Source organism: Mesorhizobium sp. C416B, assembly GCF_030323165.1.
Taxonomy (GTDB): Bacteria; Pseudomonadota; Alphaproteobacteria; order Rhizobiales; family Rhizobiaceae; genus Mesorhizobium.
This window is the reverse complement of record NZ_CP100471.1, coordinates 1186437-1213285: the sequence shown is the minus strand read 5'-3', so window position 1 is coordinate 1213285 and position 26849 is coordinate 1186437. Positions and strand designations below refer to the sequence as shown.

The 26849-nt window shown below is 63.5% G+C and carries 31 protein-coding genes and 1 riboswitch; of the genes, 17 read left to right on the top strand and 14 right to left on the bottom strand.

Annotated features, from left to right (window positions below; all coding sequences use genetic code 11):
- The first annotated feature begins 161 nt into the window (after nt 1-161).
- Nucleotides 162-383: a hypothetical protein gene (locus NLY43_RS06165; protein ID WP_023670355.1), complete on the top strand. Its 222-nt coding sequence runs from the start codon at nt 162-164 to the stop codon at nt 381-383.
- 391 nt (nt 384-774) lie between these two features.
- Here the strand turns inward: NLY43_RS06165 and NLY43_RS06160 are convergent, their stop codons facing one another.
- Nucleotides 775-1104 carry a hypothetical protein gene (locus NLY43_RS06160; protein ID WP_023705173.1) on the bottom strand — a complete coding sequence of 110 codons (330 nt, stop codon included), beginning with the start codon at nt 1102-1104 and terminating at the stop codon, nt 775-777.
- 160 nt (nt 1105-1264) lie between these two features.
- Here NLY43_RS06160 and NLY43_RS06155 point away from each other — a divergent pair, with 160 nt between their 5' ends.
- From NLY43_RS06155 to NLY43_RS06140, 4 genes are all read left to right on the top strand, one after another.
- Nucleotides 1265-1567 (top strand): hypothetical protein, encoded by a 303-nt coding sequence (locus tag NLY43_RS06155; RefSeq protein WP_023684824.1) that lies wholly within the window; start codon nt 1265-1267, stop codon nt 1565-1567.
- Nucleotides 1568-1906: 339 nt separating this feature from the next.
- Nucleotides 1907-2236, top strand: a complete 330-nt coding sequence (locus NLY43_RS06150; protein WP_023670359.1) for a DUF1236 domain-containing protein — start codon at nt 1907-1909, stop codon at nt 2234-2236.
- Nucleotides 2237-2334: 98 nt separating this feature from the next.
- Nucleotides 2335-2550, top strand: a complete 216-nt coding sequence (locus tag NLY43_RS06145) for a hypothetical protein (protein WP_023670360.1) — start codon at nt 2335-2337, stop codon at nt 2548-2550.
- A 92-nt stretch (nt 2551-2642) separates the two neighbouring features.
- Nucleotides 2643-2882, top strand: a complete 240-nt coding sequence (locus tag NLY43_RS06140; RefSeq protein WP_023684825.1) for a DUF2934 domain-containing protein — start codon at nt 2643-2645, stop codon at nt 2880-2882.
- A 156-nt stretch (nt 2883-3038) separates the two neighbouring features.
- On the opposite strand, the gene NLY43_RS06135 is transcribed toward NLY43_RS06140, so the two are convergent.
- From NLY43_RS06135 to NLY43_RS06125, 3 genes are all read right to left on the bottom strand, one after another.
- Complete coding sequence (locus NLY43_RS06135) at nt 3039-3290, bottom strand: hypothetical protein (protein ID WP_023684826.1); 252 nt, start codon at nt 3288-3290, stop codon at nt 3039-3041.
- A gap of 235 nt (nt 3291-3525) precedes the next feature.
- Nucleotides 3526-3681, bottom strand: coding sequence for a hypothetical protein (locus NLY43_RS06130; protein ID WP_023711857.1), 156 nt, complete (start codon nt 3679-3681; stop codon nt 3526-3528).
- A 50-nt stretch (nt 3682-3731) separates the two neighbouring features.
- Nucleotides 3732-4025, bottom strand: coding sequence for a GSU2403 family nucleotidyltransferase fold protein (locus NLY43_RS06125; RefSeq protein ID WP_245264013.1), 294 nt, complete (start codon nt 4023-4025; stop codon nt 3732-3734).
- A 58-nt stretch (nt 4026-4083) separates the two neighbouring features.
- Nucleotides 4084-4196, top strand: a riboswitch (TPP riboswitch).
- Here NLY43_RS06125 and NLY43_RS06120 point away from each other — a divergent pair.
- The 4 genes from NLY43_RS06120 (at nt 4187) to NLY43_RS06105 (ending at nt 7670) form a co-directional block, all read left to right on the top strand.
- Nucleotides 4187-4795 (top strand): YkoF family thiamine/hydroxymethylpyrimidine-binding protein, encoded by a 609-nt coding sequence (locus tag NLY43_RS06120; protein WP_023711856.1) that lies wholly within the window; start codon nt 4187-4189, stop codon nt 4793-4795. It overlaps the preceding riboswitch by 10 nt.
- A gap of 255 nt (nt 4796-5050) precedes the next feature.
- A complete protein-coding gene (locus NLY43_RS06115; RefSeq protein WP_023711855.1) occupies nt 5051-5887 on the top strand; it encodes an ABC transporter permease in 837 nt (278 codons plus the stop codon).
- Entirely contained in the window at nt 5884-6666 is a 783-nt protein-coding gene (locus tag NLY43_RS06110) for an ABC transporter ATP-binding protein (RefSeq protein WP_023711854.1), read from the top strand. Before NLY43_RS06115 ends, NLY43_RS06110 begins: the two co-directional genes overlap by 4 nt.
- Nucleotides 6663-7670 carry an ABC transporter substrate-binding protein gene (locus NLY43_RS06105; protein WP_023711853.1) on the top strand — a complete coding sequence of 336 codons (1008 nt, stop codon included), beginning with the start codon at nt 6663-6665 and terminating at the stop codon, nt 7668-7670. Before NLY43_RS06110 ends, NLY43_RS06105 begins: the two co-directional genes overlap by 4 nt.
- Nucleotides 7671-7869: 199 nt before the next feature.
- Here NLY43_RS06105 and NLY43_RS06100 read toward each other — a convergent pair whose 3' ends face one another.
- Entirely contained in the window at nt 7870-8952 is a 1083-nt protein-coding gene (locus NLY43_RS06100) for a transposase (RefSeq protein WP_286458476.1), read from the bottom strand.
- A 221-nt stretch (nt 8953-9173) separates the two neighbouring features.
- Nucleotides 9174-9836, bottom strand: coding sequence for a LexA family transcriptional regulator (locus tag NLY43_RS06095; protein ID WP_023689008.1), 663 nt, complete (start codon nt 9834-9836; stop codon nt 9174-9176).
- Nucleotides 9837-9916: 80 nt separating this feature from the next.
- Here NLY43_RS06095 and NLY43_RS06090 point away from each other — a divergent pair, with 80 nt between their 5' ends.
- From NLY43_RS06090 to NLY43_RS06080, 3 genes are all read left to right on the top strand, one after another.
- On the top strand, nt 9917-10291 hold the full coding sequence (locus NLY43_RS06090) for a hypothetical protein (protein WP_023713513.1): 375 nt from the start codon (nt 9917-9919) through the stop codon (nt 10289-10291).
- A gap of 86 nt (nt 10292-10377) precedes the next feature.
- On the top strand, nt 10378-11070 hold the full coding sequence (locus NLY43_RS06085; protein ID WP_031202224.1) for a hypothetical protein: 693 nt from the start codon (nt 10378-10380) through the stop codon (nt 11068-11070).
- Nucleotides 11071-11397: 327 nt separating this feature from the next.
- Complete coding sequence (locus NLY43_RS06080; RefSeq protein WP_023712490.1) at nt 11398-11997, top strand: DUF6456 domain-containing protein; 600 nt, start codon at nt 11398-11400, stop codon at nt 11995-11997.
- 67 nt (nt 11998-12064) lie between these two features.
- On the opposite strand, the gene NLY43_RS06075 is transcribed toward NLY43_RS06080, so the two are convergent.
- On the bottom strand, nt 12065-12373 hold the full coding sequence (locus NLY43_RS06075; RefSeq protein ID WP_023693854.1) for a hypothetical protein: 309 nt from the start codon (nt 12371-12373) through the stop codon (nt 12065-12067).
- A 204-nt stretch (nt 12374-12577) separates the two neighbouring features.
- Between NLY43_RS06075 and NLY43_RS06070 the strand changes: the two genes are divergently transcribed.
- Nucleotides 12578-13462: an NmrA family NAD(P)-binding protein gene (locus tag NLY43_RS06070; RefSeq protein WP_023712491.1), complete on the top strand. Its 885-nt coding sequence runs from the start codon at nt 12578-12580 to the stop codon at nt 13460-13462.
- Between the two features lie 57 nt (nt 13463-13519).
- Here the strand turns inward: NLY43_RS06070 and NLY43_RS06065 are convergent, their stop codons facing one another.
- Nucleotides 13520-14287, bottom strand: coding sequence for a COG3904 family protein (locus NLY43_RS06065; protein ID WP_156933462.1), 768 nt, complete (start codon nt 14285-14287; stop codon nt 13520-13522).
- A gap of 147 nt (nt 14288-14434) precedes the next feature.
- On the bottom strand, nt 14435-15709 hold the full coding sequence (locus tag NLY43_RS06060) for a DUF763 domain-containing protein (protein ID WP_023712493.1): 1275 nt from the start codon (nt 15707-15709) through the stop codon (nt 14435-14437).
- A gap of 244 nt (nt 15710-15953) precedes the next feature.
- Between NLY43_RS06060 and NLY43_RS06055 the strand changes: the two genes are divergently transcribed.
- Nucleotides 15954-16946, top strand: coding sequence for an HNH endonuclease (locus NLY43_RS06055; protein WP_023702917.1), 993 nt, complete (start codon nt 15954-15956; stop codon nt 16944-16946).
- 50 nt (nt 16947-16996) lie between these two features.
- Here the strand turns inward: NLY43_RS06055 and NLY43_RS06050 are convergent, their stop codons facing one another.
- Nucleotides 16997-18952 carry an acyltransferase family protein gene (locus tag NLY43_RS06050; RefSeq protein WP_023712494.1) on the bottom strand — a complete coding sequence of 652 codons (1956 nt, stop codon included), beginning with the start codon at nt 18950-18952 and terminating at the stop codon, nt 16997-16999.
- A 461-nt stretch (nt 18953-19413) separates the two neighbouring features.
- On the opposite strand from NLY43_RS06050, the gene NLY43_RS06045 reads away from it, so the two are divergent.
- The gene (locus NLY43_RS06045) at nt 19414-19767 is read left to right on the top strand and encodes a cupin domain-containing protein (protein ID WP_023688994.1); all 354 of its coding nucleotides are present in this window, start codon (nt 19414-19416) and stop codon (nt 19765-19767) included.
- A 763-nt stretch (nt 19768-20530) separates the two neighbouring features.
- Here NLY43_RS06045 and NLY43_RS06040 read toward each other — a convergent pair.
- From NLY43_RS06040 to NLY43_RS06025, 4 genes are all read right to left on the bottom strand, one after another.
- Nucleotides 20531-21358, bottom strand: coding sequence for a metal ABC transporter permease (locus NLY43_RS06040; protein WP_023685454.1), 828 nt, complete (start codon nt 21356-21358; stop codon nt 20531-20533).
- On the bottom strand, nt 21342-22136 hold the full coding sequence (locus NLY43_RS06035; protein WP_023685455.1) for a metal ABC transporter ATP-binding protein: 795 nt from the start codon (nt 22134-22136) through the stop codon (nt 21342-21344). The genes NLY43_RS06040 and NLY43_RS06035 overlap by 17 nt, the downstream gene beginning before the upstream one ends.
- Nucleotides 22137-22162: 26 nt before the next feature.
- On the bottom strand, nt 22163-23044 hold the full coding sequence (locus NLY43_RS06030; protein WP_023712495.1) for a metal ABC transporter solute-binding protein, Zn/Mn family: 882 nt from the start codon (nt 23042-23044) through the stop codon (nt 22163-22165).
- A 232-nt stretch (nt 23045-23276) separates the two neighbouring features.
- Nucleotides 23277-24338 carry a maleylacetate reductase gene (locus tag NLY43_RS06025; RefSeq protein ID WP_023712496.1) on the bottom strand — a complete coding sequence of 354 codons (1062 nt, stop codon included), beginning with the start codon at nt 24336-24338 and terminating at the stop codon, nt 23277-23279.
- A 309-nt stretch (nt 24339-24647) separates the two neighbouring features.
- Here NLY43_RS06025 and NLY43_RS06020 point away from each other — a divergent pair, with 309 nt between their 5' ends.
- Nucleotides 24648-25532 (top strand): AraC family transcriptional regulator, encoded by an 885-nt coding sequence (locus NLY43_RS06020; protein ID WP_023702911.1) that lies wholly within the window; start codon nt 24648-24650, stop codon nt 25530-25532.
- A 229-nt stretch (nt 25533-25761) separates the two neighbouring features.
- Complete coding sequence (locus NLY43_RS06015; protein ID WP_023672498.1) at nt 25762-26826, top strand: ABC transporter substrate-binding protein; 1065 nt, start codon at nt 25762-25764, stop codon at nt 26824-26826.
- Nucleotides 26827-26849: the final 23 nt, after the last annotated feature.

The following is a 26849-nucleotide window of genomic DNA, read 5'->3' as shown; positions in this document are numbered from 1 at the left end:
GGCGCTCAACATACCCGAGTCCCACCACGTATTATTTCGTGACTATTTGGCGCCGGAACCTTCCCAGATATCGCGCGTTGCGGCGACTGTATTCGCGCTGCCTTATATATAGGCAGACTTGAGTACGTCCACAGCATGGGTTGGGGGAGGAGCAGGCCACCATGTCGAACAGAGAAATCGGAACGTCGGCCTCACTGGGCCGACGCATCGCCGATCTGAAAGCCAGGATGCGAGACGCCAGCGTTACTGAACACGAGATGCAGACCTTCCAGAAGGTCGCGGCCATCATGGGGGGTGTCGAAGGCTCCCTACGCCTCGACGCCGACGACCTGATCGCGGCGTCCTTCGTCACCGAGGCGCTCGGCGATCCCGGGTCGAACTGAAGGTCAGAGCCCGTCGGCACTCAAGTGCCGGCGGGCGATGGCCCGGTTCGCAGCGTTGCGATGCTGGAGCGTGTCTGCACCGCCCGCGGCGGGGATTTCTTGCGCACTTTGAAGATTTCAGGCGAGCGGCCTCGACGGCGCTTGAAATATTGGGCTTCGCGTTCGTGCTTCTCGGCTGCTTCTCGGCTGTCGAAGGTGCCGAGATTGTCGCCGTCCAGCCCTTGACCACAAGGGCTAAGCCAAACCGCCAAGGCGCCTTAAACGAAGGATCCGGCCAGCCGGATCCTTCGAAATATCGCGATGCTCCGGCATCGCCTTCAGCTCATCCTTGGTCCAACTGGTGACGGCGTGGACGTCCCGGGAAACCTCTCGAAAGTCCGCGGTCGCTGCCTTACACGTCGTCGAACGGGCCGCCGCGCCTCGCCAGATCGTGACCAATGGCGGCTTCCTCGGCGTCGTCGGGCAAGGCATCGTCACTGTCCTGGTAGGGATTGTCGTCATCCTCCTCGGGCAATTCGCCTTCCTTCTCGACACCGGTGGTGTCCGGCAGGCTTTCCTCATCTGCTCCGTCGGGCAGGACCGTTGCGCCACGCAGCGCATCCCAATCCTGCCGGCGCGGCGTCGGCGCTTCCACCTCGTCATTGGCGATCCTGTCGCGGGCATCGTTTTTGCTCGGTGGCGCCTCGACCTCGTCATTGGGTTTTCTGTTTCGTTCTTCCATGATTGCCTCCTCCGGGCGGCTTTGCGTCGAGAAGGTGGAACTCACTTCCGGCTGTCAGGTTCCGGCAACCACTCCATCTCCGTGGAACCAATTGCCGCCAGTCTGCTTTGCCAAGGACTAGTCTGCTTTGCCAAGGAGATGAATCCAGAGGAGCTGGACCATGAAGACTTTCCCCCTCATCCCATGCGTGCTGCTCCTGGCGCTGGCCGACCCGGCGGCTGCGCAGGACAATGGCGACCAGCACGGCCCTGCCGCGCCTTGCCAGGCGCAGCCTCAGGACGATGGTCAGAAGCCGCCGGTCGCCAATGGCGGCGGCGAATCGACCAGCACGCTCGGTCCCTGCGGCGGCGTGCTGCAGCCGCCGCCCAGTGGTGACCAGGGTATGACGCAGCCGCCGCCGGACCAGGGCAAGACGCCGGTGATCAAGCCTGGCGAGGTGCCTGCGCAGCCGCCGAAGCAATGACCTTTGCTTGAAACTTCACGGCGTGGCACGAAGGCGGTCGGTTCCCGTCTTGGCCGGGCGACGCGGTCACCGGATCAATGCCGGCGCCGGCCGCAATCGCCCGGAATTGGAGCCGTGCATCATCCATGTCGAAGGTCTCCTGAGGGATTGTGCTTCAATGCGAATCTTGCGGGTGCGGGTTCTGCTGGCATGACCGGGAAGCCGATCAATTTAGTCTCCGCTTGCGGAACAAGACCGTACCGGCTGCGTTTGCCTCCAGGAGCCCGCCACCTCGATCTGCGCTGTTTTCGCCTCATGCGGGAACACGGCGGAGCTCGCCAACAACGACAGGAGACGAAGATGAAAACCATCCTTATTCCCGCCGTCGCCGGGCTCGCCATGATCGCTGGTATCGGCATTGCCGCCGCCGACGAGGTCATCGTCACGCAGCCGGCACAGCAGCAGGTGATCATCACCCCGGAACAGCGCACGGTCGTGCACCAGTACGTAAAGAAACATCCGCTTGCCTCGGTCAATCTGCTCGGCGTCGAATTGAATGTCGGCACTGCCTTGCCTGATACTGTCGAGCTGCAGGAGGTTCCCGACGTTCAGTACAGATACGCCGTCGTCGACAACCATACCGTGTTGGTCGACCCCAGCACGCGCAGGATTGTCGAGGTGGTCGAGTAACGCTCGACAACCTAACCATTCATCGGTGATACGGCCCTGTCGTTCTTCCTAAAAGGGCGGCAGGGCCGAATGATGAACATGATGAAAGGAGAATTGCCATGTTGCCGCATGTCGAGACCCCGAACTCCGCCAATGTTGCGGCGTGTTGCGACAAGTTGCTGGCCGAGCGCAACACGGCGCTGTTATCGATGAAGGAAGCGATCGCGCTCCTGCGGGAGCGCACCGGCACCGATCGTTCGGATGCCGACCTCGCGGGGCTGATCGTCAAGAAGGCGGCGCTGCTCGGCGTTGCGGTGATTTCCGACCCGCGCTGAGATGTCTCGTCACTCAAGACGCCGGCCGAATTTTCGGCTAATGTTTTCGTGGAATCTGGACCAACCGACCGGACCCAACCACGGAGGCTTAAGTGACGGACGACAAACAGGACCGCATTCGCCAGCGCGCGCACGAGATCTGGGAAAAGGCCGGCCGGCCTGAAGGCGCGCATCAGGAACACTGGGAGCAGGCCACGGCTGAAGTCGATGGCGCGGTCGCCAAGCCCAAAAAGGCGGCGAAGAAAGCTGACGCCAAGCCCGCCAAGGCAGCCGCCAAGCCAAAGGCCGCGAAGCCTGCCGCCGCAAAGTCCGGCAAAGCCAAATCGAAATAAGGCCAGAAATAAGGCCAGTCGAAATAAAGCAAGGCCGGAATTCGCTGGCCGGGCCATCCTTGGCGCCCGCCGTTCAGGCGCGCCCGAGCCTCTCAACCTGACGAATTGCGCCTGCGACGGGCAGCGCAATTCCTTGTGTTTGGCGACAGCCGCCCCTCATGCCTCCCAGGCATAACTCGACAGCGCAAAGCGAATCCCGGCAGCTGTCATAGCCAGTTCGCATTCGGTGATCTGGCGCAGGTGGCGCAGATAGCGCGTTACAGTCTGTGGCAGCCAGCCGGCGCAGGCCTCGACATAGGCGCGGCTGTGAACAAGGGTGCCGGTCGACAGCCTCTCGTCCTTCTCGGCAACGACTTTCAGATATTGGCGGATGAAGCGGATGTCGTCGGCGATGTCCTGGCTGGCCATTCGCCAGGCCCCGGCGAGACGTTGGCACTGATCGAATGACAAGGGCAACAAAGGCGGCGGCAACGACGGGGGTGACGGCAAAGGACGAGAGAGATCGGCGAAGGCAACATGGTTCGCTGTGCTCAAGGACATTCCTCTCTGCAAAAAGAGATATCGTACTTTATGTACGAATCAGCGTCAAGCCAATTTCGTACAATTGGGACGATGGCAATGAATATAGCAGCGGTCGCTTCAGCTAATCACGCATCGTGAATCCTTCAGGAGTCGCACCAATCTCGCGGAGGGCTTTTCCCACGATGGTGTTGACTGTTTCCCTCGTGTCGGCGTCGAACAGGTTCAGGCCGCGCCGGATCGTCTCGCGCCAGTTTTCGCCCTTGTCCCACGCTTCCATGAAGGCGAAGGCAAGGTCGTCCTGGCGACGCGTGGCTTCGAGCGCTTGGGTCAGCAGGCGCGCTTGATGGAGATCCTTCTCCCGCTTGGCCCCAGCGCTCGGCCGAGTCGCGAGGCGACGATCAGCTTGTGGATGGCGTAGCGCTGGGGCGAGGGGACCAGCACAGGCAAGCCCGAGCGATGCAGGAGCGCAGTCCGGATGGGGTCGCGGATAAGGAAATCCAGAAACCGTTTATCAGCTTGAATTTCAACGCAGTTATAAGAAGTTCGTGGAAACCTTATAACGCAACGAACTGACGAGTCGCTCTGAACGCCCGGGCGCCCGGCCCGTCTGGCCCAAAACACTTTGCCGCAGTGCCTTCAACAAACGGCTTCCCCAATGTCGCGAACAATGCTTTAACCCGCTCATCCACAGGGGTGCTCCGTATGGTCGGGGCTGAGATGAGGGCGGCAAGCCTTCGGACCCTAAAGCTGATCTGGATAATACCAGCGGAGCGAGGCGGGCGATGTTTTCAGGCGCACAGATTTCCCTTTATCCCATGACCGACGATTTCGTCGGCGTGATCCTTGGCGCGCTCGGCGCGCTCGATCCGTGGCGCGACCGGCTGCGGATCGAAACCGACGACATCTCGACGCTTATGGTCGGGCCGCCCGAGGTGTTGTTTCCCGCCATGCGCGACCTGTTCGTCGCGGCGGCCAGAAGCGGCAAGCACTGCGTGCTTTCGGCAGCGGTCTCGCGCGGCTGTCCGGGCGAGCCCGACGATCCGATCTGCCGCTCCGACGAGACCGGCGGCCCCGCCATTCCGCTGCACGAGCGCAAGATCGCCGCGATCCGCGCTGTCCAGGCCACGCCGTCGACCGGCCAGCCGGTGGCGGCGCAGTTCTCGCTCTATGTGATGGGCACAGGCGACCATATGGACGAGATCTATGGCTGCATCGATTTCCTGAAGCAGTCCGGCGTCTTTGAACGCTCAAAGAACTTCTGCACCAAACTGCGCGGCGATGCCGGTGCGGTGTTTGCCACGCTCAACGAGGCCTTCTGCCGCTTCGGCCCCGGCGCCGGCCACGTCACCCTCGACATCACGATTTCGGCGAACAGCCCGAGCGGGGTCTGAGCCGCGGCTCAAGCGTCGTTCCTCGAGGATGTTGCCGTGGCTGGTTTATCTGACCCATTGCGTGGAGGAGATGCCTCTGACCCCTCAGCACAAAGAGGAGGGGAGCCATTGGCGATTGGCGAAGACCGCGATGCCCACGAATCTCCCCCCTTGAGCGGGAGATGGCCGGCAGGCCAGAGGGGGTCCCACCGCGTGGAGCGCCGACTTCCTTTTCGCATAGGCAAGGCGTGGGCGCTCTATGCGAGACGACCCCCTCTGTCGCCTTCGGCGACATCTCCCCCTCGAGGGGGGAGATTAGCCGCAGCCATCGCCAAGACCATCCCCGCCGCCTGCGCCTTCGCCCTGCTCCTCGCGGCCTGGGAACTCTACGCCCGCTATGGCGGCGCTGCCCCCATCATTCTGCCGGCGCCGTCGCGCGTGCTGCAGCAGGCCTGGGAGCATCGCGCCGCCCTGGCCGAGAACACGCTGCCCACCATCCGCGCCACATCAGCCGGCTTCGCCTGCTCGTTGGTCGCTGCCTTCATGCTTTCGGCGCTGGTCGATTTCTTGGCCCCGCTGCGCCGCGCGCTGTTCCCGCTGCTGATCGTCAGCCAGACCTTGCCGCTGGTCGCGATCGCGCCGCTCATCGTGCTGTGGTTCGGCTTCGGGCTGATGCCAAAAATCCTGCTTGTGGCGCTCGTCACCTTCTTCCCGATGATGGTGGCGCTGGTCGAAGGTTTTGCTGCGACCAGCAAGGAGATTTCGCAGATGCTCGCCGCCATGGGGGCAGGGCGCTGGCGTATCTTCTGGCTGGCGCGCCTGCCTTCGGCGCTGCCCTATTTCTTCGCTGGGCTGCGCATCTCCATCACCTACGCCGTGGTCGGCGCGATCTTCGCCGAATATGCGGGGGCGGCGAAGGGGCTGGGCATCTACATGCTCAATGCCAAGAACAACTTTCGGCCCGATCTGGTGCTCGCCGCAGTCGCCGTCAGCGCCGCGCTCACGCTTGTCTTGTTCGCCATTGCGGTGCTCGTCCAGCGTCTCGCCATGCCTTGGGAAAATGCGGGGAGCGAGAGCCGCGACGTCAAATCTTCGGGAGACAGCAGCCAATGACACGGCTTGAACTCCGCGACATCAGCAAAAGCTTCGGCGCGCTTGAGGTGCTCGCCGGCATTTGGCTTCATGTCGCGGCCGGCGAGTTCGTCTCCATTATCGGCCCTTCCGGCGCCGGCAAGTCGACGCTGTTCCAGTTGCTGACCGGCGCGCTGAAAGGCGAGGGCGACATGCGCTTCGACGGCGCACCATTGCAGGGCAGCCCCTTCGCCTTCATGCCGCAGCGCGACGCGCTGATGCCGTGGCGGCGCGTCATCGACAACGTGACGCTGGGGCTGGAAGTTCAGGGTCTTGGCCGCAAGGCTGCACGCGAGCACGTCGCGCCGCTGTTTGCCGAGTTCGGCCTTGCCGGCTTTGAGCGCGCCTGGCCGGCGGAACTTTCCGGCGGCATGCGCCAGCGCGCGGCGCTTTTACGCACCGTGGTGCAGCAGCGCGACATGCTGCTGCTCGACGAGCCCTTTGGCGCGCTGGATGCACTGACCCGCGCGGGTATGCAGCGCTGGCTGGAAGGCATGTGGCAGCGCCACCGCTGGACCGCGCTGCTGATCACCCATGACGTGCGCGAAGCCGTCTACCTCTCCGATCGAATCTATCTGATGTCGGCGCGGCCGGCCCGTATCATCGGCGAGATTGCCGTGCCGCTGCCGCGCCCGCGCACCACCGGCAGCGATGCCGCGCGCCAGGCCGCCGCGCTCGAAGCCGACATCCTCGACACGCTGCTCAATCCCGGGACTGACCGGGGCTTGTTTCCGCAGACCGCTCAAAGGAGTTTTTCATGACCGAATTCACACGCCGGCAGGCTTTGCTGCTGACGCTGGCCGCCGGATTGCCGCTGGCCTCGCGCGCTCATGCGGCTGCGCAAAAAATCACCGTCGCGCTCGACTGGACGGTCAACACCAACCATGTCGGCCTGTTCGTTGCCCGCGACAAAGGGTTTTACGGCGAGGCCGGGCTCGATGTTGAGATCCTGCCCTATGGCGATACTGGCGCCGGCACGCTGGTCGCCAACCGCATCGCCGATTTCGGCATTGCCGGCGTCGGCCTGTTTACCCAGCGGGCTGCCGGCGCCGATCTTAAGGCGGTCTACGCCGTGGTCCAGCAGGAGACCGGCCGGTTGGTCTTCAACGCGGATCGCGGCGAGATCAAGAGTCCCAGGAATCTCGACGGTCTGACCTATGGCGGCTTCGGCAGCGCCTGGGAAAACACGCTGATCTCGACCATCATCCGCCACGATGGCGGCAAGGGCGTTTTCGAGACGGTGACATTAGGCACCTCGGCCTATGAGGCGCTGGCCAACGGCTCGGTCGACTTCACGCTGGAGGTCTCGACCTGGGAAGGCGTCGATGCGGAGCTGAAAGGCGTCAGGCAGCGCGGCTTCCGCTACGCCGACTACGGCGTGCCCGACGAGCACACCACCTTGATCGCCTCCAGCAATGCATATCTCCAGGCAAACCCGAAGGCCGCATCGGCCTTCGTCGAAGCAACGCGGCGCGGCTACCAGTTTGCCTGCGATCACCCGCAGGAGGCTGGCGACCTGCTGATCGCGTCCAACAAGGACGCGCTGACCGACCCGGCGCTGATCCACGCTTCGCTGAAGATGCTCGTCGACGGGCACTTCCTCAGAAGCCATGCCGGCGTCATCGGCACCGTCGACAAGGCCAAGATCGAGGCGATCGGAACCTACCTCTTCAGGGCCGGCATATTGCTCGATGGCGATGGCAAGGTTCTGAAGGAGAAGCCGGATTTTGGAGCGTATTTCACGAACGAGTTTTTGGGCGCGTAATCTCCCCCTGGAGGGCATAGGCGCTAAGATAGCTTTGGCATGGACTGAAATTTGCGCTTTCGTGGTGGTTCGCGCCAGCGATATCGCAAGGCATGGAGATTTTGGCGCAGGGCCGCCAAGGAAGGTTGAGTAAAGATGGTCGCGATCAGAGAGGCGACGATCTGGCGGGTTGCGCGCCACAGCAGCGGGCGCCCGTCGCTCAAGGGGGAGAGACACCCAACTCCTGCGAGAGGGGTTCGGTCACAAGCGCGATGAGGAAGTGTGCAAGGATCCAAGGCTTTGCGATCCTTGGGTCCTTGGCGGGAGGAGAGCGCAGCCCGATCAGGCTCTTCAGGCGCTTGAAGGCGAGTTCGATGCGCCAGCGCATGCGGTAGAGCTTGAGGACCGTATCGGCGGGAAACTCCTCCCGGTCAAGCGAGGTCACAAGCAGGACGAAGCCGGCCGCAATCAGCGTCTGCGGTTGAACCTTGTTGCCCTTGGCCCTGGCTTCCTTGTTGATTTTGCGCCGCGCTTCTTGTGCCGCGGCCTCGGATTTGCGCAAGGCGATCAGGCGCATATTCACAGGCTCGCCCTTCTTGAGTGCCAGCCGGGCAGGCGTTTCGCAGACTTCCTCCCGGCAGTTCTCCAGGTAGCCGATGAGATCGAACGCCCTGCCGTTGGCGTCGAGCCATCGCGCGTTTTTCCACGACGCGCGCACAACAACATCGCCGCCTTGCGCCATCACCTTTGCGATCCGCTCGGCCTGCAGATAGGCGCGGTCACCGATGCGGATCTCGCCCGCCACCACCGGCACGCGGTCGATCAACTCGGCCTCGCTCTGGTCGGTGATCTCGATGAAGTCGAACTGCTCGCGCTCAAGCTCGAAGGCGCAGTGCATGCGCCAAAGACCATTGTTCTTCTTCTCATACGCACCGGCCTTGGCAACCGCTGTCGCATCGAGGATGCGGATCAGCCGGCCTTTGGCCAAACCTGCATCCTCGCGCTTCAAAAGGTGCCCAATCAACTGCTGCAGCCATGGTCCTGCATTGCGCAGCCGGCCAAGCAACGCCACGTCCGAAATGTCGGCAATCCCGCTCGCCGCCGCCCAGGCCACGACGCCCCGCATGCCAACCTTGCCAAGGCAGTAAGCCAGTGTCAGGCGCAACAGGTCGCTCGCCGACCTGACGCCGCGCGGGCGCAGGAACGCCTTCGTCTCGCGGGCGCTCTGCGTGAGCAAATCTTCGCCGCCGAGAAGCTCAATCGTCTCGGCCCAGCCGTCATCAACAAGCGATTCGTGTGTCATCGCAGTGTAGAATCACACCCGATTCCGCAGGGCAATACCTATCTTAGCGCCTATGCCCTGGAGGGGGAGATGTCGCCGAAGGCGACAGAGGGGGTCGGTACGTCCTGACGCGACTTCCTATCGCGGACAGAGGACGTCAGCGCCTTACGCGCGGCGACCCCCTCTGGCCTGCCGGCCATCTCCCCCTCGAGGGGGGAGATTGCGCCTCACCGCCTTCTCCCTCACATATCGATCATCGAGCGCTTCACCCGGCCGATGATGGTGATGGCGCCTTCGAGCGCCGGCGGCGGGATGTCCATGTAGGAGGCCGGCTGGAAGGGCGGGTTCTCGTTGGGGCGGTAGCGCTTGTAGGTGGCCTGGCCGGATTCGTCCGAAATGACGTAGCAGCCATTGGTCACCAGCCGCTTGTCCCTGAGGTTGACGAAGATGATCGAATCCGGTGGCGAGATCTTGTTCATCGACGGGCCGTCGACGCGTAGCGCAATCCATTGGCCCTGCTCCAGATCGGTGGTGGGGATGGTCGGATAGTCGCTGAGATTGACCACCATGTCCTGGCTACCGAGTTCGCCGGCGCTGATCCATGAGACAATGGGCACGTCGACGGTGGCCAGCGACGGCATCGGGATCTGCCGGCCCGACTCGTCAAAGCCGAAATGGCCACCCGAAAGGCTGCCGCCGTCGCCGTTGAACAAGAGCCAGCCGGGATCGACGCCGAACAGGCGGCCGTATTTCTCCGCCGCCTTGCGCGACAGCGGCCGGTTGCCGTTCTCGTGACTGATCAGCGTGTTCTTGTTGATGTCGCGCAATGCCCGCGCGGCGTCGCTCGGCGAGGCATAACCCGCCTCCGCCCGTGCCTGCTGCAATCTGTGCCTCGGTTCCTGCATCGTACAAATTGCCTGAAATTTATCGTCCAATACGTACGATTTCGCTTGCGTACGTTTCGTACATATCGTACGCTTAGCGCATGATCGAACAAACCGCAAGCGTTTCCGCAGACATCCTCAGCTTTCTCCCATCGTCCGGGCTGTCCTCCTCCCCGGTCCGGACGCAAACCGGGGCTTCTGCCCCGGATCCGGTCGAACCGTCGTCCCCCCGATCGACCGGAACGGCCGGAGCCGCTCCTCTCCCGGCTCCGGCCACCTCTTCAGCCCATGGCGCCGCCGGTGCGCCAAGGGCTGTCTCCGGCGGGCAGGGTATTTCCTGCATCCGCACGGAAGATGGCACCGTCATCCTGTTCGACCGGCTGACGGGCAGGGCGGTTTCCGCCCTCACCAAAGCGGCCGCCGAAGCCGCCTTGCGGCATCTCGCCGGCTCGCTGCCGGCCGCCAGTATCGGCTGACCGCACCGACCATCCGCTCTGATTTTTTCCCGTGGGCCCTCGGGGCCGGCGCTCGGCCTTTGCGCGCGCAATCAATGGATACCGACATGACTGCCTATACCGACACCGAATTGCAGGAGATCGCCGTCTGGCTGAGGGATGGCCTGTCGGCCACAGGGATCGCCGTCCGCTTCACGGCGCTGCGCGGCAGTCCGGTCTCGCGCAATGCCATCATCGGCATCGTCCACCGCAACAGCGCGTTGAAGACCATCGGCTTCGCCAACCCCAGAGGCGGCAGGTCCGGCGGCCGACCGAGGAAGAATGCGACGGGGAAGACTGCGGCAAACGAGAATACCGCCAAGAGGAATCCGCCGGCGCAGCCAAGCAAGCTCGTAAGGGAAGTAGGAGTTTCGAAGCAGGCCGCGCCGGTCAAACCGGCCGCCAAACCGAGCCGTCAGCCATCGGCCAGGCCTCTGTTGCCAGCCCGTCCGGCGCCCTCGATCCCGGGCGAAGGACGGCTGGTGGTGGACGGCGAAATCTACCGCTTCAATGTGCCGGCGCCGCTCCCTGCCTCGCTCGGGCGTCAGCCGCATGTCGCCGCCATGCGCTTCATCGACTGCCTGTTCGACCGCTGCCGCGCGCCGCTCGACCTGACGCTGGAGGAAGACCCCGACAACGATGCTCCCGGCAGTCGGCCGGGGCTCGAGATGCTGTGCTGCGGCCTGCGCACAAGGGCGCTGAAAAGCTACTGCGAATACCACCAGGCGCGCTTCCACCGGCCTGTGGCGGAGGTGGTGTGAGCGGCTGGGCTCCGTTCCTCGCCTTCGGACGACCCCACCAATGATCGAAAGCCGGCGGGACAGCGCCCCCCTCTGTCCTGCCGGACGTTCGTCGCTCGGAAAGCCAAGCAATTGGCTTTCCGTCCGCTTCGCGGACCACTCCTCAACCCCCACGAGGGGGGCGATCGGATATCGCCGCCGATTTCGCCAATTGCCAACGTTGCAGAGGCGCAGCCGCCGAAACTGCCAATCTCCCCCCAAGTGGGGGAGATGCCCGGCAGGGCAGAGGGGGGCGCGAAGGAACGCCAACCTTCCGGCTCAACAACCCAATCCCACAAGGATCCCCCGATGAGCAAAAAAACCGCGCAGAAAGCCAAACCGCCGAAATTGCCTGCGGGCGAAGCCGAGCAGGTGCGCATCCGCCGCGAGATCGGCCATGATTTCGCGCTGAAGGACGATCGCTTCGGCCGCAAGCGGTTGAGCGTCGGCACCGAAGAGGCGTGGCGCGTCTACGAGGTCTCCAATGACGGCTACACCGCGACCGGCGGCATCGTGCGGGTGCGCAATGTCGATCCGCTGGTCGGCATCACCTCGCTGACCCGCCAGCAGCGTGAGGCCGGCCAGCGGTTTCGCGACGATTTCGAGCGCGCCTCGCGTGACGGGCTGCGGCCGATGCCGTGGGAAGAGCGCATTGACGGCGGCCGCATCAATGGCGGCATCCCCGACCGCGTGCTCAACGCCGGCCGCGCCCACACCCATGCCATCGCCGCCATGGCCCACTGGGAAGTGGCGGAGGTGGTTCGCAAAATCTGCCTCGAAGGCCAGTCGGTGAAGGCGCTCGCCGAACGCACCGGCGAGGGACGAGATGTGGTGGTGAAGCTGTTGAAGGTCGGGCTCGACCTTTTGGCCGTGGATTACGGGATGATGCTGATGCGGAAGCCGCGATAAGGCCGGCAGCCGCGTAGTGAAGCGGCCGGCCGGCAGATGCCGGTCGAACCGGTTTCACCCTATCGGATCACCGTTCGCAAACGCGAATTTCCTCGACGATCCTGTGATGATGGCGCCAATGCTTGACCAACTCTATACGGCAATGGCGATGGTGCCTGTGATACCTGTGGTACCTGAAGCCGTTGTCGTAGGCATCATACTGGTAGTAGGGGCGAGGAGCGTAGCGATCGTAATAGTCGCCATAGCTGTCATTGTAGTCATCGTCATAGTAGCCGTTGCCGATGCCGATCACGACGCGCCCGCCGGCATTCGCCGGGGCGATCATCGCCGCCGCCGCAGTGATAGCGATAGCCGAAGCAAGCAGGAGCTTTCTCATAGCTGCCTCCTATTCAAGGTTGCGCTAATATAACTCGCTGGGCACGACCTCGTTCCATAATTTTGCAAGATGCGAACGACCCCTGCGCCGTGCATTGCGAGGAAAGTCAGCGTCACCTCCTGTCAGCATCGTCCCCCGATTTTTGAACCCTTCGCCGCCCCAGCCATTAATCCGGCATGAAATCAGCAAGGGAAGGACGAGACCATGCATGTCATTCTTGGAGGTACCGGCCATGTCGGCTCGGCGGCGGCAATGGCGCTGTTGCGGCAGGGCGAGGATGTCACGGTGGTGACGCGCGACGAGGCGAAGGCCGCATGGTTGGTTGAACAGGGCGCGGAGGCCGCGGTTGCCGATGTGCTCGATGTCGAGGCACTGCGTGAAATCTTGCGGCGCGGCAAGCGGGCGTTTCTGCTCAACCCGCCGGCCGATCCATCGACCGACACCGACGCCGAGGAGCGCAAGACGGTTGCCGCGATTGCGACGGCACTGGAGGGGTCCGGCCTCGAAAAAGTGGTAGCGGAATCGACCTACGGCGCGCAGGCCGGCGAGGGTGTCGGCGATCTCACCGTCCTTTACGGCCTCGAGCAGAAGCTGAAGGCCCAGGCCATTCCGGCAAGCATCAACCGCGCCGCCTATTACATGAGCAACTGGGATCAGGCCCTGGAGACGGCGCGGCGCGACGGCGTCATCACCTCCTTCTTCCCGGCGGATTTCGAGCTGCCGATGGTGGCGCCGCAGGATCTCGGCGAGGCCGCGGCGAGACGTCTGCTGGAGCCGGCGGACAAGACCGGCACGCACTATATCGAGGGCCCTCGGCGCTACTCAGCCGCCGATGTCGCCGCAGCCTTCAGTGCGGCGTTGCGCAAAAACGTGCGCGTGGTCACGGTGCCGCGCGAGCGCTGGACAGAAACCTACGAAAAACTCGGCTTCTCCAAAGCGGCGGCCGAGTCCTACACCCGCATGACCGGGGCCACGCTGGACAAGCCGGCGGAGCCGGAAAACCCGGAGCGCGGCACGACCAGCCTGGAAAGCTATATTGCTGCGCTCGTCGAGGGCCGGCCGGAAGACCTGTTGAAGGGTGCCGCGTAAAGTGAAGGGTTGCTGTTGAGAAACAGGCGCTTCGACGACCTACGTGGCCCGCTATTCCTATTGCCTGACCGTTCGGCAGTTGCCCGCCGGCGGCGTGGTCTTGCAGATATCGATGGAGGTGCGCGTGTCGCCGTGACCGGTTTCGGTTATCAGATTCAGGTCCAAAAGTTCGTATGTCACGAGGTATCGTATGCTGTCGTCGGGTATTTTTTGCATGGCCGATACGATCCACGAACCTGCTTTCATCTCGGTGAAATAGCTGTCGACCTTGCGTTCATACCATTTGGGTATCGGAACGAGGACGATGGTCTTCTTGCCGTGGATTTTCTTGGCGGTCGGCAGCATGATCCGGTGAATGCCGACAAAGGCGCGGCTGTCTGCCAGGCGCCGTACGCCGCCCGCAAGAACCATCGTACAAGCTGACGAACAGACTGCGCCGACGGGGTTGGCGACGCCGAAGCGGAGGTCGCCCGGCCCGCAGGCTTTTGTGTCTGGCGCGCATTCGGAGAACTCCGTCTTGCCAACCATCGTGTCGAGCCCGCTGGCGCGGATCATATGGCCAAGCGCCATCGCCGCATCGGTCTCGCCGCCCGGGGAATTCAACGCCAAAGGCAATTTGCGGGGGCCGAGTTTTTTCAGCAAAGCCTTCAGCAAAGCTGGCGTGCCGGCCACGATGTGACCTTCCGCCGAAATCCATTCCGGGCATGTCGGCTCGCATCCTGGCGTGCTGTTGCGTACAACGACGAAGTGCATCGGCGGTGTATATGCCAGTATGGCAGGCTCAGGCGTCGTTTGGGCGATCGCGCCGCCAATCGCCAGCAGCACGAAAACCAACGTCCATGCGAATGTCTTCATGCCGAGCCTCGCCTGGCAGAGCATCACTTGAGAAATGGGTCTTTGCAAGCATTATCAAAACAAGCCGAGCACGTGTTTCTATGGGCCGCGCACTATCTCTGCATGATGGACAGGCAGCTACTGGCGGCCCCTGTCTGAACCGTCGTCGCTTTCCGCCGCCCCCTCCCACCCGAACACACTGCGCCCTCCAAGCAGATGCGACTGGTCGAACTCGCCGGCGACGATCTCCTTAAGGCTTGGCCCGGTGACGTAGCGCTCCAGCCGCCGCGCTTCGCCATCCAGCCGCTGCAGCGCGCCGAGCTCTTCCTCGCGGCCGAGCTTGGCCTTGCCGACGGCCGATTTCAGCACCGCGATCGTCTCGTCATAGACTTTCAGCGGCACCGGGAAGGGGTGCCGGTCCTTGCCGCCATGGGCAAGCGAAAAGCGCGCCGGATCGGAGAAGCGGCAAGGCGCGCCATGCACCACTTCCGCCACCATGGCCAGCGCCCTCACTGTGCGCGCGCCGACGCCGGGCACCAGCAGCAGTTCGGGAAAATCGGCCGGCCCGCTTTCTATTGCCGCGGAAATGTTGCCGTGCAGCCGGTGCATGACGATGTCGCTCTCGCGCACGTCATGATGTGCCGGCATCACCAGATTGGGCAGCATCGGCTGCGCCGGGGGCTTCGCAGGCTCCGCTTTCGGCGGCGGCTCCAGCAGGGCAAGCTCGTCAAGGATCCGCTCCGGGCTCATGGTCTTCAACAAATCGAGCTGTCCGGTCCGCGACGGCTCGGCGCGATGGTCGGTGAGGTTGACGATCTCGCCCTGCCGCTCGCCCTCGATCGCCGCATGCGGCTGGTCGACGAAGCTTGTCAGCCCTTCCGACAGCCAGTGATAGCGCCGCGCCTGGCGGCTGTCGCCGTTCATGCCTTGCTGCACCACCACCCAGCGGCTGTCGTCGGTGACGATGAAGCCGTGCAGATAGAGGTCGAAACCGTCCTGCACGGCCGCACTGTCCACCTTGGCGACCAGGCGGCTGGCGGTGGCAAGCGCCGCACCATCGATGCCGACGCGCTCGCCGATCGCGGTCAGCTCCTGCGGCGTCTTGCGCGAATGCGCGCCGCGCCCGCCGCAGACATGGATGCCGAGCTCCCGCGACATCGGGTTCAGCCCGCGCTTCAGCGCGCCGACGACCGAGGTGGTGATGCCCGAGGAGTGCCAGTCCATGCCCATGACGGCGCCGAAAGACTGGAACCAGAACGGATGCGCCAGCCGCCGCAACAGCTCGTCGCGGCCATAGTGATGGATGATCGCCTCGCACAACACCGCGCCCAGTCGCGTCATACGATCGCCCAGCCATTTCGGAACCCGCCCGCCATGCAGCGGCAAGTCCGCACTGCCGCTTCGCTGCGTCAAGTGAATGCTCCGTGGATGCCGCGCACCGGCGGTGCGCCTGTGATGTAGATGGCATTTGGGTGGGGATTTGCAAGCGGGGTGGGGGCGGCGACTATCGTCGCCCTACGCTCTTCTTGGCGTCTCGCCGAAAGATGCAGTTACGCCGCCTGTCGCACCTGGCAATAAGGTCGGCTCCATGCTTGTAGGCGAGACAGGTCTCGAATAGAGCTTACCCAGCCGACGGCAACTATTAAAATCAAAAACGATGTCGCAATTCTGGTGGGTAAATCACAGTCAGACCGCCTGCCAAGAGATCGACGGGCAATATCTCTGGTCGCCCAAAACTCAGAAGAATGGGGCACGCAGCGAGTTCTACAAAAATATGCGTCGGGCGACACCTGGTGACCTCGTGTTGTCTTTTTTCGGTCAAGCCGTGCGCTATATTGGTCGGGTAGCGGAGTTTGCATTCACAGCACCGAAACCACCGGAGTTCAAGAACACTGGAGCCAATTGGAACGAGGAAGGTTGGCTTCTCCCGGTGTATTGGGCGCCGCTCCTGCCGACGGTGCGCCCGTCGGACATAATTGGCGAATTGGGTCCGCTTCTGCCTCCCCGATATTCGCCCATCGACCCAAACTCCGGATCAGGCCGTCAAAACGCCTATCTCGCGAGCGTATCGCAAGAGGTGTTTCACACCATTGTCGCGGGTACAGCTTTCGACCGCGAAGCTCTGAGGCGTGGTGGCGCAAACAGTCTCACTTTCGAAGTCGTCAATGAAATTTTAGAGGACGTCGTTGAGCGCCGTATCCGAGACGACCTCCAACTCGAGGACACTGTAAAGACGAGCGTCATTCAAGCTCGTCGCGGCCAAGGTAAATTTCGTTCCAATGTCGAAGCCATGGAGCGCTCGTGCCGACTCACAGGGGTCACCAATCCCTCGTTGCTGATTGCAAGCCACATCAAGCCTTGGCGCCTATGCGCTTCCGCGCAGGAGCGCTTGGACGGCATGAACGGGCTGCTCCTCACGCCTGATGCCGACCACCTCTTTGACCGTGGCTTCATCAGTTTTGAAGATAGCGGGCAGGTCCTCATATCCCAGCGCGTCGACAAGACTGATTTGCGGCGGCTCGGTTTCGAGCAATTGGTGATGCAGAGTTTCGGCTTTGCCGAAGCCCCCGCCGTCTGGCGCACTAGCACCTTCACCCCGCCGCAGCAGGCTTACCTCGCTCACCATCGAGAGGATGTGTTTGTGGCATAGCTCGCATCAACTGAGCGGTCAGCCGTCAGGTCCCCCTACCTCGCCGCCCCCTAAAACACCGCCTTCTCCAAGACCGGCTCCAGTGATTCAGCAAATGGCGTCGCCAGGTGGTGTCGGTCGCGGAAGGCGAGTTGGCCGTTGATGAACACGTGGCAGGTTTGGGCGTCGCAGAACTGGCTGGTCAGGTCGACATAGGTGGCGCCGGGCACGCTGCGCACGACGTCGCGCTCGGCCGCGGCGATGTCGTCGTTCGCCGCCGCGTCCCTCGGCGTGTCGCAGACTTCAGGCACCTGCCCGCGCCACAGCGCCCGCGCCACGCATTTGTCGGCATAGCTTCCATTGTAGGGAACGTCCCGGATTACCGCGACCTTGATCCCGGCCCGGCTGAATGCCGCCAGCGTCCAGCGCAGGCCGGCCTTCCACTCCTCGTTCCAATCGGCGTGCTTCAGTTCCTCGGGCGATTCCTTCATCACATTGCCGATCGAGAATTCCGAGATCACCACCATGTGCGGGTGCAACGCGATAATGTCCTTGACCGATTGCTCCCGCCACTGGTCGCATTCGGTGTAGTCGCGCTTCAGCCGCCAGTTCCAGGTCGTCACCCGCGAGGCACGGCAGGACGATTTGAGATAGGTGACGAGGCGATAATTGTTCTTGGCCGCCGCGTCGATCAGCGGCGTCGACCAGTGGTCGGCATGCGAATCGCCGAACAGCGCAATCGAGCGCCCGGCGTCCTTGTTGCCGAACACGCAGGCCTTCGGCGTCACCGTCTCAAAGGAGAGAATACAGCCGGCCGCGCGCGCCGTGGACGGCTGCGCGGCGCTGGCGGCAATGCTGCGCTGCTCAGGGTCCAGATCGTGGACGGCAAGCCTGGCATTGGCGTAGGCGGCTGCGACGCCGGTGCCGGTCAGGAGGACGGCCGGCACCAGCGCCCGCGCCGCACTGGCCATCAGCCAGCCATTGCGGCGGATCGGGTTTTCGATGACATGATAGGTGAACCCCGACAGCGCCAGCGTCAGCGCCAAGCAGCCGAGCCGCTGCAGCGGCGAAAGTTCCGGCGTCAGCATCGTGGCATACACGATCACCGGCCAGTGCCAGAGATAGAGCGAGTAGGAGAGTTTGCCGACCCATTGCAGCGGCGCCAGCGCCAGTGCCTCGATCGGGCTTTTCTTAGCGCTCTCCTGCTGCGCGTGCGCCGCTCCTGCCAGCAGCAACAGCACGGTGCCGGCCACCGGCACCAGGGCGAGGAAACCCGGGAAGGGCGTTTCGTCGCTGAAGGAAAGATAGGCGCCGGCAATCAGCGCTAGGCCGAGCCACGCCAGCGGCGTGGCGAGCCGCGGGCGGTTTTGCCAGACTTGCTGCGGCACCATGCTGGCCAGCCCGCCGGCGGCGAACTCCCAGGCGCGTAGCGGCGAGAAATAGAAGGCCCAGGGCTGCGAGACCGTGGTGAGCCACGCGCAGACGGCGAACGAGACGAGGCCGGCAATGCCGATCACCAGGATCGCGCCGCGCTTGCCGGGGCGCAGCCATGCCGCCAGCACAAGCAGCGCCGGCCAGGCGACATAGAACTGCTCCTCCACCGACAGCGACCAGAAATGGACAAACGGGTTGCTGGCCGCATCGGCGGCGAAATAATCAAACGACCAGCGGATCAGCCACAGATTGATCATGTAGGCCGAGGCGAACATGGCGCCTTTGGAATAGAGCGATTGTTCCTCCGGCGACAGGATGAAGGCGCCGGCCACCAGTGTGGCGAGGATGACGAACAGCGACGCCGGCAACAGCCGCCGAGCGCGCCTGGCATAGAAGCGCCACAGGTTGAGCCGCCCGGTCTCGGTGATTTCGGCAAGCAGGTGTTTTGTGATCAGATAGCCCGAGATGACGAAGAAGATGTCGACGCCGGTGAAGCCGCCGGGCAGGCCGGTGAAGCCGAAATGAAAGGCGATCACGCCTGCCACCGCCAAGGCACGCAGTCCTTCGATATCGGGCCGGAACGATGCTGACACGATTTGCCACCTCGTGCTGGTGCATGACCCCGCCTCGGCGAGTAACGATCGCGCCGGGATCATACGTGCGGCAGCTTTGCGCCCAACGGGACACGGCGCTGCAACCGTTCACAGTCGGACCAAGACTCCGCCCTATGGGTCGATATCGCAATGCAACAAATCTAACGCAGTGCAACATTGGAGGAGGCGACGCCGCTGATCTCCCCCCTTGAGGGGGAGATGGCCGGCAGGCCAGAGGGGGTCGGTTCGACCGGACTCGGCCCAATCCTGCAAGTGAAGGCAGGCGCTCCACGCGCGGCGACCCCCTCTGTCGCCTTCGGCGACATCTCCCCCTCGATGGGGGAGATTAGGTCCCCGCCTCCTTCGCCAAATCTCCGACATCCGGGGTCGGCCCTTGCGTTGCCCCCGTCACACGCATCGGCTATCCAACCGGCAGCCATGCAATTCAAACGGAGCCTCCCATGACCAACACCACCATTTTCAAATTCGGCGCTGTCGAGCATGCCGAGGGCGGCGACTTACCGGGCTGGATCGTTGTCGCGGGCCGGCCGACCATGCAGACCGCCGTGCAGCACACCACCGCCGACGGCAAGGTGCTGTCGGGCACCTGGCGGGCCTCGCCCGGCACTTATCACGCCACCTACACCGACTATGAGTTCGTGCACATGATCGCCGGCCGCATCATCATCACGCCCGATGGCGGCACGCCTGTCGAGGTCGGTCCGGGCGATGCGTTCGTGGTCGAAGCCGATTTCAAGGGCACCTGGCAGATCCTCGAGCCGGTAACCAAGCACTTCGTCGTCAAGCTTGCTTGATCGACGTAGTCAAGCTTGCTTGATCGACGTCGCCAGGGTCGCCTGATCGGCTCGTCGTCAGGCTTGCTTGATCGCGTCGTCAGGAGTGCCTGATCGGTGCCGATACACGTCGGCCGGCGCGGTTCATCGCCAGCGTCCCCCTCGCCCAGCAGGGGGAGGGGGACGTAGCGAAGCGAATATCGGTTAAGAGGGCGTCACCTCGTTCGCTTCGAACCGATGCGGATCGAAAAGCTGAGACGATGGCGTTCTGCGGAGCCTGGTCGAGATAACGCAGGCCAGGACTGCTGCCGGGTCGCCGGCGCGTCAGCCAAGAGCGAGCGGCGCACTTCGAGAGTGCATGCCGCCCGTCCGGCGCCGGGCCGTCAATGCTGTTGTTACGAAACCCCCCAGCCCCGTCTCAACCGCCACGGCCATGGCGTGACCCATGGCTTGCTATACGCATGCAGCACCGCGGTCTGTCAACGCCGCCCGCGATGGCCGCGGGGGGTCGCCTTTGCACCTCCCGGCCAGCTTCCAACCGGCCGCGCGGACGCCATTCGCCGCTACAAAATGCGCTTGAAATGGCGGTTTTCCGGGTGTTCCGGCCGCTCCGGAGCGGCCCTTTGGCGCGACAGAGGTCGCGATCTAGGCGATTGGATGAATTTGTCTTTCGCGGCTGAAACGTTTCAGGAGCCGATTTGTAAACCTGACTTTTTTTGGGTGTATTTCCCTCACGTCAGTTTTGCACTCCAGCCGGCCCGATCGACCCGCCGGAGGGCAAGCCTCAGGGGCCGGCGTCGGCGCTCTGAGTCTCTCGGACCGACGGGCGCCGGACCATGCCGCTGACGACATAGGCCGCCGCGCCCAGCGCCGTGATCCAGAAGCTCGTCGGCCAGTCGGTCAGGAAGGCGAGCGTCAGGCTGATCCAGGCGATGATCACGGCAAGCGCGATGGACGTCAGCACGCCGGCTCCGACGCCGCTAGTAAGCCTGAGCGCGGTGGCTGCAGGCGCCACCATCAGCGCGAAGACGAGCAGCACGCCGACGATCTGCACCGCCTCGGACGTGGCGACGGCGACCAGCACCATGAACAGGGTCGAGACAAGAGTGAGCGGCACGCCGCGCGCTTCGGCGAGTTCCGGCTGCAGGCTGGCGAACAGCAGCGGCCGCGCGATCAGCAAAAGCGCGACAAGGATCGCCACCGCCAGCACCGCAAGCACGATAACGGTGCGCAGGCTGATGCCCAGCACATTGCCGAACAGCACGTTGGTCGCCTGCGAGGCGAAGGCGGTGTAGAAATGCAGAAACAGCAAGCCCAAGCCGAGCGACAGCGTCAAAACGATGCCGATGGCGACGTCGCGATGCGCGCGTTCGCCGAGCAGGCCGATGCCGATGCCGGCGGCGACGGTAAACACGGTGAGGCCGAGAAACGGCGACAGCCCGATCAGGCCGGCGCCGGTGGCGCCGGGAAAGCCGACATGGGAGAGCGCATGACCGGCGAAGGTCTGGCCCCGGAGCACGAGGAAATAGCCGACCGCGCCCGAAACGATGCCGACGATGGTGCAGGCATAGAAGGCGTTGCGCATGAATTCATAGTCAAAGATCGTGGACATGCGCCCCGCTCTCCAGTTCGACATCGTCGGCCATGACGAAGATGCGGCCGGCAACCCGCACCACATTGATATGCGTGCCATAGAGTTTCGACAGCACCGGACCGCTGATGACCTCGTCGACGGAACCGATCGCCGCCTTGCGGTTGCCGAGATAGAGCACGCGGTCGACGGCGCGCAGCAGCGGGTTGATCTCGTGCGAGCAGAACAGCACGGCAATGCCGAGCCGCTCGCCGATCTGATGCACCAGGTCGATGATCGCGCGCTGATGGCCTGCATCGAGGCTGATCAGCGGCTCGTCGAGCAAAAGCAGTTGCGGATTGCCGATCAAGGATTGCGCGATCAGGATGCGCTGGCGCTCGCCTCCGGAAAGCTCGCCCAGCGGCCGCCGCGCAAGGTCGCCGGCGCCCACCTCTTCAAGAGCCTTCCACGCCGCCTCCTTCTCGGCAGCCGATGCGACGGGCCAGCCCCAGCGATGCCCGCCGGCGGCACTCAGCACGAAGTCGAGGCCGCTGACGCCGACATCGCCAAGCGCGCGCCGCGCCTGCGGCATATAGCCGATGTCGGCGTTGCCGCGCGTCGGCGATTTGCCAAGCACCGAAATGGCGCCGCCGGCCGGTTTGATCAGGCCGAGAATGGCGCGCAGCATCGTCGTCTTGCCGGCGCCATTGGCGCCGAGCAGGCCGACAAAGGCGCCTTGCGGTAGAGAAAAGGAGACGTCGGATAAAACCCGGCGTCCCCCATAGGTCAGCGTGACCTTGTCGAATTCGATTGCGTTCATTTAGTCACATTCATTCGCAGTCACATTCATTGTGTGCGGGCGGCGAGCGCCTTCTGGACCGCGTCGATCTGGCCGCCGAACCAGGTCTGGATCGTCTGGCCCGCCGGTTCCGTCTCGGTGACGCCGATGACCGTGACCTTGTTCTGCTTGGCGATGTCGAGCAGCCTTGTCGTTGCCTCGTCGGTCACCTGCGAATTGTAGAACAGGATCTTGGCCGAGCCGTCCTTCAGGCTGTTTTCGAACGCCGCCACCTGCGTGGCGCTCGGCTCCGCATCGTTCATCAAGGCCACCTGGAAATCGTAGTTCAGCATCTTGAGACCGAGCGCTTCCGCCATGTAGCCGAAGACCGGCTCGGTAGCCGTCACCTCGGTGCCGGCATAGGTGTTCTTGACGTCGGTGATTTCCTTGTCAATGGCCTCGAGCGAGGTCTGGAATGCCTTCAGGTTCGTCTCATAATACACGGCATTGGCCGGATCGCGCTTGGCAAGGTCGGCGCTCAGCGCCTTGGCGATGGCCGGCAGCGTCGCCGGGTCGTACCACAGATGCGGGTTGTCGCCCGACTTCTTGCCGATCAGGTCGGCGGCGACGATGGTCGTGCGATCCTTGGCTGTCGAGGCCGACAGCAGCTTGTCCATCCACGGATCGTAGTCGGCGCCGTTATAGATGACGATCTTGGCGTCGGCGATGGTGCGCGCCGTCGACGGGCTGGTCTCGAACAGATGCGGATCGTCATCGGGATTGGCCAGGATGCTGGTGACGGTGACGTTGCTGCCGCCGATCTGGCGGGCAAGGTCGCCATAGAAATTCTCGGCCGCCACGATGGTCAGCTTGTCTTCGGCGCGGGCAGCCGTGCCGGTCAAAAGCGGCACCGCGACGAGCAGCGCGGCGAGAAAGGGAATGCGACGCATCCGTGGTCTCCTTGCAGTCTGAAAGGTATGTCGCCGGAGAGGCGGGCTGTGTAACTGTATAACAGTAACAATATAACGTTTGCGTCGAAAATACGGCTGATGTCAATGGGCTTTTCGAGCCGCGCAGTTTTTCACGCGCACAAATGCGTGAGCGGCCTGCGCCGATCAGGCGGAGCCACTCGTGGCGGTATCCTGATGAATTCGCGGCGGGTAAGTTCCTTGCTTGTTGCCGTCAGTTTTGCGGGCGCCTTCCCTCCCACGCGTCCTGCAACAGGGCGCGGATTGCGGCGCGGTCGAAAGGCCGCGGATTCCAGTATGGGTTCCTGGTCGCAATCTCAGCGGCGCGGTCGAGATCGGCCTGCTTGAGGCCGAGTTCTTTCAATGTAAGGGGCGCGCCGACCGCCTTGGCGAAATCCTGGAGACCGCTACCGGCGCTGCCGCCAAACAAGTCGGCGACCGGCTTCAACAAGTCGGGCACCGCGGCGGCGTTGAAGCCGATCGTGTGCGGCAACATCACCGCATGCGTCTCGGCATGCGGCATGTCGAAAGAGCCGCCGAGCGTGTGACAGATCTTGTGATGCAGCGCCATGCCGACGGCGCCGAGCACCGTACCGCACAGCCAGGCGCCGTAAAGCGCATCGCCGCGTGCATCGATGTTTCCAGGCTCCTTGGTCAACACCGGCAGCGCAGTCTTCATGGCGCGCAATCCTTCTTTCGCCATCAGGGTGGAAATCGGATTGCGATCCTGCGCGTAAAGCGCTTCGGCCGAGTGCGCCATGGCGTTGAGTCCTGACGCGACGCTCATCGCTATCGGCAGGCCGACGGTCAGCTCTGGATCGTAGATCACCACTTCCGGCAGGATCCTTGCGTCACGCATTGTGGTTTTTTCGCCGTTCTCGGTTTGACCGAGGATCGGCGTCACCTCCGAGCCGGCATAGGTGGTCGGGATGACGATCTGCGGCAGGTCGGTGCGCCAGGCGATCGCCTTGCCGAGACCGGTGGTAGAGCCGCCGCCAAGCGCGACAACGCAGTCAGCGTTGACCTCGGTCGCCTTGGCCATTGCCGTTTGGGTTACCTCGACCGGCGTGTGCATGGCGGCGCCCGAAAAGGTGCCGGCCGCCAACGCGCCGAGGGACTTAGCAAGCGCCTCGCCGTCGGCAGCCCGATGCGGCGTCGACAGCACCAGCGCGCGATTGCAGCCGAGTTTTTCGATCCAGGTGCCCACCTCGGACGACGCGCCATTGCCGAAGACAATATGCGCAGGGCTGCCGGAGTAGGTGAACGTCCTTGTCATGCCGATCCGCTCCCTTTGCATATTATCACTGTGACGGAGCCGAAATCGAGCGACCAGCTCTCGCCGCCGGCGACATCGTTTGCGTCGTCACCGTCTCGCAAGCGGGGCCTGATCTCTCCCGCGTACTCGCAAACGTATCGCCTTGACCACAAAAACGTCAAAAAAGTATCAGTGAGGTGGACACACCGTGGTGGCGGCTGCATGAATTGCCGCCTAAGCTTCGATCACTGCAGAGAGCGGCAAACGCGGCCTGCGGGAGATGGCACTGCAACTGGTCGCATGACCGGACCGGCGCCGGGAGGAACTGACATGAATCCGGACTTGGAAGTCGTCCAGATCAGACGCGGCGAGTCGTTCAAGGCCTGGGCCCACGGCTACCCCTTCCACACGGTGCGCTGGCACTTCCACCCCGAATACGAAATCCATCACGTCGTCGCCACCACGGGCCATTATTTCGTCGGTGACTTCATCGGCGAGTTCGAGCCCGGCAATCTCGTGCTGACTGGCCCGAACCTGCCGCACAACTGGGTCAGCGACGTGCCGGCAGGCGCCAGCGTGCCGCTGCGCGGCCGCGTCGTGCAGTTCTCGCAAGAGTTCATTGCCGACGCCACCGCCGCGCTGCCGGAACTTGCCGGTTGTGAAAACATACTCGAGCTCAGCCGCCGCGGCGCGCTGTTCTCCACCGCTACCGCCAAGCTCGCCGCACCTGTGCTGGCCGAACTGGTCGAGGCGCAAGGCGTTCGCCGCATCGCGCTGTTCATGGAGCTGATCGATATTCTGAGCCGCGCCGCCGATGTACGGACGCTGACCAGCGCCAGCTATCTGCCAGATCCCTCAGGCTTCATGTCGGCCGGCGTCAACAAGGCGCTTGCCTATATCAACGCCAACCTGACCGAGCCGTTCAGCGAAAGCGATCTGGCGGCGATCGCCGGCCGCAGCCCGAGCGCGTTTTCGCGCAGCTTCCGCCGCCATACCGGCATGGCGCTGGTGCAGTATGTCAACCGGTTGCGCATCAACCTCGCCTGCCAACTGCTGATGAGCGAGGCCGACATGCCGATCACCGAGATCTGCTATGCCGCCGGCTACAACAACATCTCGAATTTCAACCGCCAGTTCCTGACCCAGAAAGGCATGTCGCCTTCGCGCTTCAGGGCCCTGCTGGCGGAAAACGTCAGCGCGGAGATTGCCGCCTAACAGGGAGGACCGGGAGGAGCCTAGACATTTACTGAGGTAAGAACGCGGGGTGCGTTGGAGGCGCTCCGTGCTGGAGATCGCTTGTCCCGAAATCCAGAGATATCTAGAGGATGCGCAGCACGGATCAAGTGCTCCGTTGTTCCTCGCAACAGCCCGACTGCAGTCAAGGCCCGGTGCCATATGGTGTCCAGGGCTTCATGAAACCATTCCTTGAAACGGAGCTATCGAAATGACCAGATTTGCCTGGAAATCGACGGGAGCCATCGCGCTCACTCTTTCTCTTCTTGGCGGCACCGCTGCCTTTGCTGCCCCGGTTACCGACGCCACGGTCGCCTTCTTGATGCCCGACCAGGCCTCGACGCGCTACGAGCAGCACGACTATCCCGGCTTCGTCGCCGAGATGAAAAAACTCTGCCCCGGCTGCAAGGTGATCTACCAGAACGCCGATGCCGACGCCTCGCGCCAGCAGCAGCAGTTCAACTCGGTGATCTCGCAAGGCGCCAAGGCGATCGTGCTCGACCCTGTCGACTCGACCGCCGCCGCCTCGCTGGTCAAGCTGGCGCAGAGCCAGGGCGTCAAGGTCATCGCCTATGATCGCCCGATCCCGACCGCACCTGCCGACTTCTACGTCTCGTTCAACAATGAAGGCATCGGCAAGGCCATTGCCGACTCGCTCGTCGAACACCTCAAGGCGCTAAAGGTCGACCCCGCCAGCGGCGGCCTGCTGCAGATCAACGGCTCGCCGACCGACGCGGCCGCCGGGCTGATCAAGAAGGGCATCCATTCCAGCCTCGACAACAGCGGCTACAAGATCCTTGCCGAATACGACACGCCGGAATGGGCGCCGCCGAAGGCGCAGCAATGGGCAAGCGGCCAGATCACCCGCTTCTCCACGCAGATCGTCGGCGTCGTTGCGGCCAATGACGGCACCGGTGGTGGCGCCATCGCCGCCTTCAAGGCCGCCGGTGTCGATCCGGTGCCGCCGGTGACCGGCAATGACGCGACCATCGCCGCCCTGCAGCTGATCATCGCCGGCGATCAGTACAACACCATCTCCAAGCCGAGCGAGATCGTTGCGGCGGCTGCCGCCAACGTCGCCGTCCAGCTTCTGTCGGGCGAGACGCCGAAGGCCGAAATGACCCTCTACGACACCCCATCGCAGCTGTTCACGCCGGCGGTGGTGACGCAGGAAAACCTCAAGGCCGAGATCATCGACAAGAAGATCAACACCGCCGAAGAGCTCTGCGTCGACCGCTATGCCGAAGGCTGCAAGAAGCTCGGCATTACAAAGTGACAATGCAGGTCGCCCAAAAGTGC